Consider the following 12,926-nt stretch of genomic DNA (forward strand, 5'->3'; position numbering starts at 1 on the left):
TTCTTTTAGTAAACGATTGTCAAAGGGTTAATCACACCATATACTTTATGTTCGGCAGCATCGATAAACTCAATTGCCTGTCCCGCGCCAATCGCCACACAGGTGGCTGGGTCCGACGCAACATGAACCGGCATTTTTACCTTATCTGCAATCAAATCACTCAGGCCATACAATTGTGAAGTACCGCCGGTCATAACAATGCCATCCATATAGATATCCCCCAAAAGTTCCGGAGGTGTTTTCTCCAGCATTTCCTGCAGGACACGCGCAATCTCCGTTGCGGGGTCCAGCATTGGCGCAACCAGCTCTTCACTAGTGATATCCACCCATGCGGGCAGGCCTGTGTTGGCATCTCGGCCTTTAATCCGGCAGGTCAGCGGTTCCGGCCGCTGCGCAACGCCGCCAACCGCAATCTTACAGCTTTCCGCCATACGTTCCCCAATAATCAGGTCGTATTTATTGCGTACATAATGAATAATTGCCTGGTCGAAGGCAAAACCTGCCACTTTAATAGAGCGTGCAATCGACAGCCCACCCAGCGAAATAACGCCCATATCCGTGGCGCCGGCACCAACATCAATAATCAGTGCACCGTGCGGATTCGCAACATCAACACCCGCGCCCATTGCCGCTGCAACCGGTTCATCAATAGAATACAGCCGGCGCACACGGGCACTGATAATGGATTTGTTGACTGCCAGCCGCTCCACACCGGTAATCTGGCAGGGCACACTTTCCACCACACGCGGCATAACACGGGAATGCAGGAACCGGCCGCTGCCAAGCTGCTGAAAATAATAGTCCACCAAATAGCTGGCCCACCGGAAATCGGAAATAACGCCTTTCACCAGCGGCCGAACAACCTTTACGTTGTCACTGGTACGACCCAGCATGGCAAATGCCTTACTGCCGACCGCCATCACTTCTTCTGTTTCCCGATTAACTGCTACAACAGAAGGTTCATTTACGACAATGCCTTTACCGGCTACAAAAATTTTAATCGCGTATGTACCAAGGTCGACTGCAATATCGATACCAAGCACATGACCACATCCATTTCTCTAATTTAAAATCGAGCCTATTTTGCTTTAGAAATTTGCAGGTAAATATGGAATAATATGTATTCTTTTATCCTTGTACAGTTCATTATAATATAAACCCGTGCTTTTTTCAATGCTTTATCTGTCGGGTTCTGGTGCAAGGGCAACTGCCGCACACAGTACACTCTGTGCACCCTCCCGCAGCAGTACACGCGTACATTCAGCCAAGGTAGCACCCGTAGTGGCAATATCATCTATCAGTAAAATTCGTTTCTGCTTCGCAGCTGGTTTTGCCGCAAAAACGCCCTGCACATTGCGGAACCGTTCCACCGCCGACAGCCGATGCTGGGTACGGTTTTTCTTTGCCTTATACAGCAGTGTCCGATACGGCAGCCCCAATTCCGCGGCCGCCGCCCGGGCTATACGCTCGCTTTGATTATAGCCGCGCTTCCTTTTATGCAGGCGGGACATTGGCACCGCTGTAACAACGTCCGGCTGAACTTCTGTCGGCAGCTGCTGTGCCAATTTCCGCCCAAAAAAGGGCGCCACAGACGGTTCATCTGCAAACTTCATCCGCAGGATAGCGTCCCGTACTCTTCCCTGATATACATAAATTGCATAGCAAAACGGTGCACCGCCATTTTTCAACGGCAGTGCCTTTTTCATCAGTTTCGGCTGAAGGTCCGCACAAGACGGACAGGTTCCTTCTCCATGACGAATAACCTTTCCACAAAATGGACAGCACGGTGGAAAAAAGAGGTCCGCCAAAAAGGACCACTCAGGATGCATCATTGGGAACAGCCTCTCCCGTCAGGAAATCGCGCAGACCAGAGTAGCGGCGCATACGGCGGTCGTTGCTCACCATCATCTGCACTGTGCGCTGGGTGCCAACCAAAATCAACAGTTTGCGTGCACGGGTAATCGCTGTATAAAATAAGTTGCGGTAATACAGCGGCCGCGGGCCGGGGTACATGGGCATGATGACTGCCGGGAACTCACTGCCCTGACTTTTATGGACCGTCAGTGCATAAGCAAGCTCCAAATCTGTCGCCGTTTCCAATTCATAAGAAACAATGCGGCCGTCCATATCCACAGTGATTGTGGAACCGCCGCGGTCAACTTGCCTTAAAATACCAATGTCTCCATTAAAGACGCCTTCCCCCTCGGAGCCGTCCTCTTTTTCCCATGTCAGTGTATAGTTGTTTCTCGTCTGCATAACTTTATCGCCCTCGCGGAACAGACGGCCGTTTATCTTGATTTCTTTCTTTCCGTGTTCGCGCGGATTGAGGGCATTTTGCAGCAGCGTATTGAGCTGTACTGTGCCCAGCTGGGTTTTCCTTGTCGGCGAAAGTACCTGAATATCCGTCATTGGCGACAAATCATAGCTTGCCGGCAGACGCACCGCACACAAGTCCCGAATGGTCTGCGCAATCTGTTCCGGCTGGGAGCGCTGCATAAAGAAAAAGTCGTGGGTACAATCATTAAGTACCGGCATTTCACCGGCCAAAATGCGGTGTGCGTTGGTTACAATTAAACTTTGCATGGATTGACGGAAGATGCGCTGCAGCTGCACCACCGGCAGCATTCCGGAAGCAATCAGATCCCCCAATACATTGCCTGGCCCGACACTGGGCAGCTGGTCACAGTCGCCTACCAGCACCAGCCGGCAGCCCATGGGCAGCGCCCGCAGCAATGCCTCGAACAAGGAAATATCCACCATAGAAAGTTCGTCAACAATCAGTGCATCGCACTCCAGCGGTTTCTGTTCATTGCGGGCAAAAGTCGGGCTGTCTGTTTCGTCCCACTCCACCTGCAGCAAACGGTGCAGTGTTTTGGCCTCTTCTCCTGTCAGCTCGCTCATTCGCTTAGCCGCACGGCCGGTCGGTGCCGCCAGCAGGACCTTTTCCCCTTTTGCCTGCAGAATACGAATAATTGCATTCAGGGTGGTCGTTTTGCCTGTGCCCGGCCCGCCGGTCAAGACCAGCATACCGTGCGTCAAAGCGGTAATAATAGCTTCTTTCTGTTCATCTGCATAGGAAATGCCGATTTTGCTTTCGAACTCCTCCACTGCCTGCTGTGCATCGGGAATCGGCTGTGAGGGGTAATCCATCATCATCTGCAGCCGCTGTGCCGCAAACACTTCCGCCCGGTACAACCGCGGCAGATAAGCGGCAGTACGGTCCTGTATGGTACAGATAATGACGCTGCCCTCCTGTACCATTTGTGAAAAGACCTCATCCAGCAGCTCCTGCGGCAGGCCAAGCATACGCGCGGCGGTCGGCAGCAGTTTTTCTTTTGGCAGACAGGTATGTCCATTGTTTACATTATGCTGCAGAACATACAAAATGCCTGCGCGCACACGACATGGGTCGTCAGCTGGATGCTCCAGCGTTTCAGCAATGCCATCCGCACGCTGAAAGCTGAGGCCCACGTCGTCTTCACACAGGCAGTACGGGTCACTGCGTACCTGAGAAACAGAATCTGGACCGAACGTGCGGTAAATCCGTACAGATTCCTCCGGTTTCATGCCAAATTCTTTCAGGCCCAGAATCACCTCACGAATGCCAAGCTTTTTTCGGTACTCCTGCCCGATTTGTTCCGCCTTTCGCTGCGAAATGCCACTGATTTCAGCCAGCCGCAGCGGTTCCCGTTCCATAATCTGCAGGGACTGACTGCCAAAGATGCTGACAATTTTTTTTGCCATCGCCCGCCCAATTCCGCGTACCGCACCGGACGAAAGGTACAGCAGAATGGACTCGGTTGTCGCGGGCGGCATTCGCTCATAAATGCTGGCACTGAACTGCCTGCCAAAGGAGGGGTGCTCCGTCCACTGTCCCACTACATGAAGCTCATCTCCCGGCTCCGCTGTAGGCATGGAACCGACCACTGTCACCAGCTCTTCCCCGTTGTTCAGTTCCAGTACGGTGTACCCGTTGCACTCATTGCGAAACGTAATATGTTCAACCGTACCCGTCATTTCCAGCAGCGTCTGCGCTTCCATTTCTCTTTCTACCTCCGGCCCCGGATTGACATTCCTTAATCTATTTCAGTATACTGCAATGCCTGCATATTTGCAAATTCCTCCCTGCTGCAGTAGGATACGCCCGGCGTTTTGTACAGAAAGCACCGGCACAGTTCCCGTGTCTCGCTGTCCATGCCGTCGTCCACCAACAGCAGGCGCTTCTGCTCAAATCCTTCCGTTTCACGCAGGCGGTCGCGGGCACAGCGCAGCTCATACTCAATATCTTCCCTGTGCCCAGAAAGATGCAGTACCAGTACCAGTGTGCCAAAATCTTTGCCAGAGCGGTACAGCATATGCAACATCAGCTGCATCAGGGCACACAGGCCCAGAACAGCCAACAAAATAATAATTACCTGACCTGCGCCCATAAAAAATCACCTCTTTACAGAATATGCAAAGAGGTGATGGACTGCGCACTTTATTTTGGCACAGCAGAATATTTTTAACGAATGGGAACCTTTAGACCAGCGCTTTCTTCAACTCGTCCGCACGGTTAGTCTTTTCCCACGAAACGCCGAGGTCCTCACGGCCCATCTGGCCATAGCTTGCCAGCTTGCAGTAAATCGGCTTACGCAGGTCCAGTGTACGGATAATCGCTGCCGGACGCAGGTCAAAGACTTTTTCGACCGCCGCAGCCAGCTGCTCATTGGTATAGGAAGAAGTACCGAATGTTTCTACCATGATAGATACCGGATGCGCCACACCAATTGCGTAGGCCAGCTGTACCTCGCAGCGCTTTGCCAGACCGGCGGCAACGATATTCTTTGCCACCCAGCGTGCAGCATATGCTGCTGAGCGGTCAACCTTCGTCGGGTCCTTGCCGGAGAAAGCACCGCCGCCGTGACGGCCATATCCGCCGTAGGTATCCACAATAATCTTGCGGCCAGTCAGTCCGGAGTCGCCGACCGGGCCGCCGATAACAAAACGGCCGGTCGGATTGACGTAATACTTTGTATTTTCATCCAGCCATTTTGCTGGAATTGTCGCCTTAATGACCTTTTCAATCATATCTTTCCGAATCTGTTCCAGTGTGACATCCGGGTCATGCTGTGTAGAAAGAACCACTGCATCCACACGCACCGGTGTGTCCCCGTCATATTCAACGGTAACCTGTGTTTTTCCATCTGGACGCAGATATGAAATACTGCCATCTTTACGCACAGCGGCCAGCTTCTTTGCCAGCTTGTGTGCCAAAGAAATGGCAAGCGGCATTTTTTCCTTCGTTTCGTCACAGGCATAGCCAAACATCATACCTTGGTCGCCCGCACCAATGAGGTCATCCGCATCGGAAGCGCCATTTTTTACTTCATAGGACTGGTCAACACCCATTGCAATATCCGGGGACTGTGCATCAATGGAGGTCAGCACGCCGCAGGTGTCGCCGTCAAAACCATAAGCCGGATTGTTGTAACCAATCTCGTTAACAACACGGCGTACGGTAGCGGGAATGTCCACATAGCACTCCGTGGAAATTTCGCCCATAACGTGCACAATACCCGTACAGGCTGTTACTTCACAGGCAACATGTGCCTGCGGGTCTTTGGCAATAATATCATCCAGAATGGCATCTGCAATCTGGTCACAGACCTTGTCGGGGTGCCCTTCGGTAACGGATTCAGATGTAAAGAAATGCTTTGCCATAGAAAAAAGCCTCCTGTGTAAATTCCCCCTATCTGCGGCGGACTAACAAAAAAACGCAGCCCGGTGAAATGCGGACAGCGTTTATCTCTCGATACCTCATCTATCGGCTTCACCGCAGGATTTGGCACCCTACCCAGCCAAAACGGGCTGCGCGGGTTGCCGGACATCATCGGGCCTGTTCCCTCCGCCACTCTTGATAAGGGGTGATATGTAGTTTTTGTTTACGCCTGCTAGTATAGCATAGCCGCCCGACAGCGTAAATAAACAAAAACAGGAATTTGTCTAAAAAAGCGACAAACTCCTGTTTTTACCTAAAAAGAATTTTCTGTATTTCAGCGCCTGCGGCCATGCAGCACCGGGCTGACATATTTGTACAGCGCAAATGTAATAATGGACACCAATACCGCCTTAATCAGGTTCAGCGGTGTTGTAGCGAACAAAACGAATGTTGTCATGTTGTTGATGCTCGCGTTGATTTTTGTGCCCATCCCGATAATAGCATTCAGCGGCATATGGAAAGCGGCTGCGTAAATCGGCAGCAGCAGGAATGCGTTCATCAGTCCGCCGACAACTGCCATCAGCACTGTGCCGACACCCATGCCGACAACCGCTGTTTTCCGTGCTTTATGGTAGCGGTAAATGAGAGCTGCCGGTACGACCAGTGAGCATCCAATGATAAAGTTCGCCAGTTCACCAATGCCGGCTGTCTGTGAGCCGCCGCCAATCAGCATATGCAGAATAACTTTCATGGCTTCTATCACGGCTGCAGCAGCGGGGCCAAGTGCAAAACCACCCAACAGTACCGGAACTTCACTGAAGTCCAATTTGTAAAACGCCGGAAGGAACGGCAGCGGGAACTCGAACGCCATAACAACGGCTGACAGCGCCCCTAAAATGCCAATGACGGCAATGCTGCGTGTGCTGGTCAATTTTGCTGTTTTTTTCAGGGTAGTAGCTTGCGTTTGTGTCGCCATAATTTCTCCTTTTGAGACATGGAATGGATTTAAAAAGCGCCCCAGTGCACAAAACGGCACAGGGGCGCAGTTCTTTCCATATCTTCTACCATCCGGACTATACCGTCGGCTCCGGAATCTCACCAGAATCTTGCGGTTTGACGACCGCTCGCGGGCTAACAGCATCTGCTGCATCACCGCCGGTGGGGAATCACACCCCGCCCCGAAGAATTATTCAATTCTATTACTAAGTATATGAATATTTGCAGGAATTGTCAAGTCCAATCCTGATATTTTTGTGGAATACTCTTATTAACGACCTTTTTCGCATAATTCGGTGTAAATTCACCGCTGGTGATTTCCCATGTCCGGCTCTTCTGCGCCATGGCATTTGAAAAGTCTTTCAGCATGACAACATGGACATTTTGTCCGCCCGCCTCGTAGTACGTAACTGAAGGCTTAAATTTCATGCCGGAGAATGTGACTTTTCCCTTTTCATCTTTTTTATAGGTTACTGTCAGCTGGCCGCTGACCAGATTTTGGGATTTGCGCTGCGTGGAAATCAGGTTGCCGAACGCGTACATGACTGGACACACCGCACCGTCACTTTTGCGTGTCAGCGTGGTCAGCTGCTGCAAAACATGCGGGTGATTTCCTAAAATAACGTCCGCGCCCCAGTCCACCATATCTTGTCCCAGCTTTTTCTCGGTATCCGAAAGAGTATACTGGTCTTCTTCCCCCCAATGGGCTGAAACTACAACAACATCTGCCAAAGAACGTGCCTTTGTAATCAGTTTTTTAATCTCATCGCGCTGGGAAGTGTAGACAATCTTCATCGGGCTGTCGGACGGCAGCGAAATATCATTCGTCATTTCCACAACACCAATCCATGCTGTTTTAATGCCGTTTTTCTCCACAATACGGATATTGTCAAGGTCAGCCTGGTTGCGATAGGCACCAACGACCTGAATTCCTTTTTTACTTTTCCAGTAGTCCAATGTGGCCAGCAGTCCCTTTTGTCCCATATCCAGCATATGGTTGTTGCCTTGGCTGATAACGTCAAATCCGGTATCTACCAGTGCGTCGCCAACTTGTGTGGGAGAATTAAAGCACGGATAGCCGGACAGTGCCCCAACAGATGGTGCCATGACTGTTTCCTGATTGACAAAAGCGACATTTGCCGCTGAAACATTTGATTTGATTTGCTTATAGACCGGACGGAAATCGTATCCGCCGCTAGAAGTAGCGCAGGATTTATAAATGGAACTGTGAATCAAGTCATCGCCTGTACCGAGAATGGTAATTTGTGACGATTTTGTTTCTGCCTTCGCAGATGATGCACTAACAGAGGAACCGCTGCCCGAAGATGCTGCTGTCTTGGGGTGCAGGTTCTGCAGAAGGGCAGCCAATCCCATTGTCAGCAGGCAGATTACCAATACGCTGGACGTTACTATAATGATGCGGTTACGCATCATACGATACCGTCTGGAACGGTGTTTTGGATGTGGTGTACCATGATTATCTTTTTGCATACACATTCCTCCTGTTTTCCTGCTGTATTGTATCTAAGTATAGCAGAAAAACAAAAATAAGCAATAAAAAAGGTCCTGCCCAAAAGGGCAGGACCCGTAAAAGACAAATTAGTCACAGATGTCGGAAACAACGCCGGAACCAACGGTATGACCGCCTTCACGAATGGAGAAGCGGAGGCCCTTTTCAATAGCGATTGGGGCAATCAGTTCAACGGACATTTCAACGTTATCGCCAGGCATGCACATCTCAGTGCCTTCCGGCAGAGAGATAACGCCGGTGACATCAGTTGTACGGAAATAGAACTGCGGACGGTAGTTGTTGAAGAAAGGAGTATGGCGGCCGCCTTCATCCTTAGTCAGAACATAAACCTGACCTCTGAACTTGGTATGCGGATGAATAGTGCCAGGCTTTGCAATAACCTGTCCACGTTCGATGTCTTCACGCTGAATACCACGCAGCAGAGCACCGATGTTATCGCCAGCCTCTGCGTAATCCAGAGTTTTGCGGAACATTTCCAGACCGGTGATAACGCTCTTCTTACGCTCATCAGTCAGACCGATGATTTCAACTTCATCGCCGATTTTAGCCATACCACGCTCAACACGGCCAGTAGCAACAGTACCACGGCCGGTGATGGTGAATACGTCTTCAACAGGCATCAGGAACGGCTGATCAGACTTACGGTCAGGAGTCGGGATGTAGTCATCGACAATGTTCATCAGGTCAACAATGCTCTTGTACTCCGGTGCATTGATATCTTTGGAATCGCACTCCAGAGCTTTCAGTGCAGAACCGCGTACGATTGGAGTAGTGTCTCCCGGGAAGCCGTACTCGTTGAGCAGGTCACGAATTTCCATTTCAACAAGGTCCAGCAACTCAGGGTCATCAACCTGGTCGCATTTGTTCATATAGACAACGATATAAGGCACACCAACCTGACGGGCAAGCAGGATATGCTCACGGGTCTGCGGCATCGGGCCATCAGCAGCGGAAACAACCAGAATAGCACCATCCATCTGTGCAGCACCGGTAATCATGTTCTTGACATAGTCAGCATGGCCGGGGCAGTCAACATGAGCGTAGTGACGCTTATCTGTGGTGTACTCAACATGAGCCGTGTTAATGGTAATGCCGCGCTCACGCTCTTCAGGAGCGGAATCGATGCTGGCATAATCCTTGAAGCTTGCTTCACCTTTCAGTGCAAGCACCTTGGTAATCGCAGCAGTCAGGGTTGTTTTACCATGGTCAACATGGCCGATGGTACCAATGTTCACGTGTGCCTTAGATCTGTCGAATTTTTCCTTCGCCATTGGAAGTATCCTCCTTTATTTTTCAGTTCAGTTTCCCTATTTAACGCAAATTTATTTTAGCAAGAATACAGGGAAAAATCAAGCAGTATTTACGTTTACTCGCCCTTCTTGGTACGAGTGGAAACAATCTTTTCAGAAATGTTCTTCGGTACCTCGGCATAATGGTCGGGTTCCATGGTGAACTGGCCACGACCCTGCGTTTTGGAACGCATATCCGTCGCATAGCCAAACATCTCTGCCAGCGGGACCATTGCATGAATCTGCTGTGCACCATTAATAGCATCCATGCCACCAATCATGCCGCGGCGAGAGTTCAGGTCACCGATAACATCGCCCATATACTCATCCGGAACCGTAACGGTAACTTTCATGACAGGCTCCATGATGACCGGGTCAGCCTTGCGCATAGCATCTTTAAATGCCATGGAACCGGCAATCTTAAATGCCATCTCGGAGGAGTCAACTTCATGATAAGAACCATCATACAGCTCAACCTTGACATCGACTACATTGTAGCCGGCGACAACGCCGCTCTGCATAGCACCCTGGATACCGGTATCAACAGCCGGGATATATTCCTTCGGGATAGAGCCGCCGACGGTGACGTTGTCAAATTCGTATCCCTTGCCGGGGTTCGGGAATATACGAATCTTAACGTGGCCGTACTGGCCTTTACCACCGGACTGGCGAACATACTTGCAGTCCACATCAGCTGGCTTGCGAACGGTCTCTTTATAAGCGACCTGCGGCTTGCCAACATTCGCTTCCACGTGGAATTCACGCATCAAGCGGTCAACAATGATTTCTAGATGAAGTTCGCCCATGCCAGCGATAATGGTCTGGCCGGTTTCCTCATCGGTATAAGCCTTAAAGGTCGGGTCTTCTTCAGCCAGTTTTGCCAAAGCGACAGTCATCTTTTCCTGACCAGCCTTTGTCTTTGGCTCAATGGCAACACGGATAACCGGGTCCGGGAAGTCCATGGATTCCAGCACGACCGGATGCTTTTCATCACACAGAGTATCGCCGGTCGTAGTGTTTTTCACACCGATAGCAGCGGCGATATCACCTGCATACACGGTTTCCAAATCCTGACGGTGGTTTGCGTGCATCTGCAGGATACGGCCAATACGTTCGTCACAGTCCTTGGTGGAGTTATACACGGTCTGGCCTGCGTTCAGCTTACCGGAGTAAACGCGGAAGTAGCACAGTTTGCCGACAAACGGGTCAGTTGCAATCTTAAACGCCAGTGCAGAGAAAGGCTCATCATCAGAAGCATGGCGGTCCTCTTCCTCACCAGTATCCGGATTGGTGCCGCGGATAGCCGGAACATCAGTTGGTGCCGGCATATAGTCAATAATAGCATCCAGCAGTTTCTGTACGCCCTTATTGCGGTAAGAAGTACCACAGGTGACCGGAACCAGCTTGTTGGCAATGGTTGCTTTACGCAGTGTAGAAACGATTTCATCGTGGGTCAGTTCTTCACCGGAGAGATATTTCTCCATCAGTGCGTCATCCTGCTCGGCGACCGCTTCCAACAGCTCGGTGTGGTATTGTTTTGCCTTTTCAAGCATATCCGCAGGGATTTCTTCCACACGCATATCATTGCCCATATCATCATAATAGACATCTGCCTTCATGGTGACCAGGTCGATAATGCCATGGAAAGTATCCTCAGCGCCAATTGGCAGCTGAATCGGCACCGGGTGACAGTGCAGACGGTCCTTCATCATGTCGATAACTCTGTAGAAGTTAGCGCCCATGATATCCATCTTGTTGACATAAGCCATGCGCGGCACGCCAAATTGTTCTGCCTGGCGCCACACGGTTTCGGACTGAGGCTCAACGCCGCCCTTTGCACAGAAAACGGTTACAGAGCCGTCCAGCACACGCAGGGAACGTTCCACCTCAACCGTAAAGTCAACATGGCCGGGAGTATCAATAATATTGATACGATAATCTTTGTTCTTTTCAGGTTCGTTAAAATATTTGCTGTGGGTCCAGAAACAGGTGGTAGCAGCAGAAGTAATGGTAATACCACGTTCCTGTTCCTCAGCCATCCAGTCCATTGTGGCCGCGCCGTCATGTACCTCACCAATTTTATGGTTAATACCGGTGTAGTACAGGATACGCTCGGTCGTAGTCGTTTTACCGGCATCGATGTGTGCCATGATACCGATATTACGGGTTTTTTCAAGTGGTACCTGCCTAGGCATACTTTTCCTCCATTCGTTCGGCACAAACTTGCCGCATTACCATCTGTAATGAGCAAATGCGCGGTTAGCCTCAGCCATCTTATGCGTATCGTCACGCTTCTTGGCTGCGCCGCCGGTGCCGTTTACAGCATCCATAATTTCAGCTGCAAGCCGCTCCTTCATTGTGCGCTCGGAACGCTGGCGGGAATACGTTGTCAACCAGCGCAGGCCCAGTGTCTGGCGCCGCTCAGGACGCACTTCCATAGGCACTTGGTAGGTAGCGCCGCCAACACGGCGGGCTTTTACTTCCAGCGAAGGCATAACATTCTCCATGGCAGCCTCAAAGACTTCCAGGGGTTCCTTGCCGGTTTTTTCTTTAATAATATCGAAAGCGCCATAAACGATCTTCTGGGCAACGCCCTTCTTACCGTCGATCATGATATTATTGACAAGGCGTGTGACTAATTTGGAATTATACATTGGATCGGGCAGAACGTCCCGCTTCGCAATATTGCCTCTTCTTGGCACTTTACTTCCCTCCTTCACAATTAAAATGATATCATCGGTACTCGAAAATAAAACTTCCCGTCAGGCCAGCAAAAGGCGTTTATAAAAACGCCGCTAAAAGCCCCCACTTTTCGGCGGGGGCTGCAGCCGTAAGGTTTTTGTCAGATTCTCGGTTCCTATCTTACTTGGCAGCCTTTCCTGCCTTGGGGCGCTTTGCGCCGTACTTGGAGCGAGCCTGCATACGCTTGTCAACGCCCTGGGCATCCAATGTGCCGCGGATGATATGATAACGTACACCAGGCAGGTCCTTTACACGACCGCCGCGGACCATGACAACAGAATGCTCCTGAAGGTTATGGCCGACGCCGGGGATATAAGCGGTAACTTCCATTCCGTTGGAAAGACGCACACGTGCAATCTTACGCAAAGCAGAGTTTGGCTTTTTCGGGGTAGCGGTCTTTACTGCGGTGCAGACACCACGCTTCTGCGGGGAGTTCTGGTCAATGGCAGCGCGCTTCTTGGCATTCCAGCCTTTCAGCAGTGCCGGGGCCTTTGCCTTCTTTTCGGCAACTTCACGGCCTGTGTGAACCAGTTGGTTAAATGTGGGCATAATACACCTCCTAACTCAAATTTATAGAATTTATGTTATGCGGCAGTGCCGCCTAACAGCAGGGTTAGACATACTGAATCCCACCCCACCCGCAAAAGCTGGGCAGAGGTGGGAAAAG

Annotated in this window: 11 protein-coding genes and 2 riboswitches; all 11 genes read right to left on the minus strand. The window is 50.8% G+C overall.

Translation table 11 applies throughout. The annotated features are described in order from the left end of the window. Positions 1 to 5 precede the first annotated feature (5 nt). The 11 genes from mreB to rpsL all read right to left on the minus strand — a co-directional run bounded on the left by mreB (position 6) and on the right by rpsL (position 12,808). The gene (gene mreB, locus GJQ69_RS08030) at positions 6 to 1,043 is read right to left on the minus strand and encodes a rod shape-determining protein (protein ID WP_086035250.1); all 1,038 of its coding nucleotides are present in this window, start codon (positions 1,041 to 1,043) and stop codon (positions 6 to 8) included. A 135-nt stretch (positions 1,044 to 1,178) separates the two neighbouring features. After that, the gene (locus GJQ69_RS08035) at positions 1,179 to 1,832 is read right to left on the minus strand and encodes a ComF family protein (RefSeq protein WP_174193473.1); all 654 of its coding nucleotides are present in this window, start codon (positions 1,830 to 1,832) and stop codon (positions 1,179 to 1,181) included. Next, a complete protein-coding gene (gene recD2, locus GJQ69_RS08040; protein ID WP_086035248.1) occupies positions 1,819 to 4,041 on the minus strand; it encodes an SF1B family DNA helicase RecD2 in 2,223 nt (740 codons plus the stop codon). Before recD2 ends, GJQ69_RS08035 begins: the two co-directional genes overlap by 14 nt. 35 nt (positions 4,042 to 4,076) lie before the next feature. Next, complete coding sequence (locus GJQ69_RS08045; RefSeq protein ID WP_086035247.1) at positions 4,077 to 4,430, minus strand: hypothetical protein; 354 nt, start codon at positions 4,428 to 4,430, stop codon at positions 4,077 to 4,079. A gap of 91 nt (positions 4,431 to 4,521) precedes the next feature. Beyond that, complete coding sequence (gene metK, locus GJQ69_RS08050; RefSeq protein WP_086035246.1) at positions 4,522 to 5,703, minus strand: methionine adenosyltransferase; 1,182 nt, start codon at positions 5,701 to 5,703, stop codon at positions 4,522 to 4,524. Positions 5,704 to 5,796: 93 nt separating this feature from the next. Further along, positions 5,797 to 5,906: riboswitch (SAM riboswitch) on the minus strand. A gap of 129 nt (positions 5,907 to 6,035) precedes the next feature. Next, positions 6,036 to 6,677, minus strand: a complete 642-nt coding sequence (locus GJQ69_RS08055) for an ECF transporter S component (RefSeq protein WP_086035245.1) — start codon at positions 6,675 to 6,677, stop codon at positions 6,036 to 6,038. A 76-nt stretch (positions 6,678 to 6,753) separates the two neighbouring features. Beyond that, positions 6,754 to 6,891: riboswitch (FMN riboswitch) on the minus strand. A gap of 40 nt (positions 6,892 to 6,931) precedes the next feature. Beyond that, positions 6,932 to 8,188 (minus strand): CapA family protein, encoded by a 1,257-nt coding sequence (locus tag GJQ69_RS08060; protein WP_157658893.1) that lies wholly within the window; start codon positions 8,186 to 8,188, stop codon positions 6,932 to 6,934. A 108-nt stretch (positions 8,189 to 8,296) separates the two neighbouring features. Continuing rightward, positions 8,297 to 9,499, minus strand: coding sequence for an elongation factor Tu (gene tuf, locus GJQ69_RS08065; protein WP_174193475.1), 1,203 nt, complete (start codon positions 9,497 to 9,499; stop codon positions 8,297 to 8,299). 95 nt (positions 9,500 to 9,594) lie between these two features. Then, on the minus strand, positions 9,595 to 11,712 hold the full coding sequence (fusA, locus tag GJQ69_RS08070) for an elongation factor G (protein ID WP_174193477.1): 2,118 nt from the start codon (positions 11,710 to 11,712) through the stop codon (positions 9,595 to 9,597). A 36-nt stretch (positions 11,713 to 11,748) separates the two neighbouring features. Continuing rightward, positions 11,749 to 12,219 carry a 30S ribosomal protein S7 gene (rpsG, locus tag GJQ69_RS08075; RefSeq protein ID WP_086035241.1) on the minus strand — a complete coding sequence of 157 codons (471 nt, stop codon included), beginning with the start codon at positions 12,217 to 12,219 and terminating at the stop codon, positions 11,749 to 11,751. Between the two features lie 160 nt (positions 12,220 to 12,379). After that, positions 12,380 to 12,808, minus strand: coding sequence for a 30S ribosomal protein S12 (gene rpsL, locus GJQ69_RS08080; protein WP_174193479.1), 429 nt, complete (start codon positions 12,806 to 12,808; stop codon positions 12,380 to 12,382). Positions 12,809 to 12,926: the final 118 nt, after the last annotated feature.

Origin of the sequence: Caproicibacterium lactatifermentans (assembly GCF_013315815.1) — a bacterium.
In the GTDB taxonomy this organism is placed as follows: Bacteria; Bacillota; Clostridia; order Oscillospirales; family Acutalibacteraceae; genus Caproicibacterium; species Caproicibacterium lactatifermentans.

What these genes read in the sequence shown, in the direction of transcription:
- GJQ69_RS08035 (WP_174193473.1), bottom strand. Translation starts at nt 1,832, where the DNA reads ATGATGCATCCTGAGTGGTCCTTTTTGGCGGACCTCTTTTTTCCACCG.
- recD2 (WP_086035248.1), bottom strand. Translation starts at nt 4,041, where the DNA reads ATGGAAGCGCAGACGCTGCTGGAAATGACGGGTACGGTTGAACATATT.
- GJQ69_RS08045 (WP_086035247.1), bottom strand. Translation starts at nt 4,430, where the DNA reads ATGGGCGCAGGTCAGGTAATTATTATTTTGTTGGCTGTTCTGGGCCTG.
- metK (WP_086035246.1), bottom strand. Translation starts at nt 5,703, where the DNA reads ATGGCAAAGCATTTCTTTACATCTGAATCCGTTACCGAAGGGCACCCC.
- GJQ69_RS08055 (WP_086035245.1), bottom strand. Translation starts at nt 6,677, where the DNA reads ATGGCGACACAAACGCAAGCTACTACCCTGAAAAAAACAGCAAAATTG.
- GJQ69_RS08060 (WP_157658893.1), bottom strand. Translation starts at nt 8,188, where the DNA reads ATGCAAAAAGATAATCATGGTACACCACATCCAAAACACCGTTCCAGA.
- tuf (WP_174193475.1), bottom strand. Translation starts at nt 9,499, where the DNA reads ATGGCGAAGGAAAAATTCGACAGATCTAAGGCACACGTGAACATTGGT.
- fusA (WP_174193477.1), bottom strand. Translation starts at nt 11,712, where the DNA reads ATGCCTAGGCAGGTACCACTTGAAAAAACCCGTAATATCGGTATCATG.
- rpsL (WP_174193479.1), bottom strand. Translation starts at nt 12,808, where the DNA reads ATGCCCACATTTAACCAACTGGTTCACACAGGCCGTGAAGTTGCCGAA.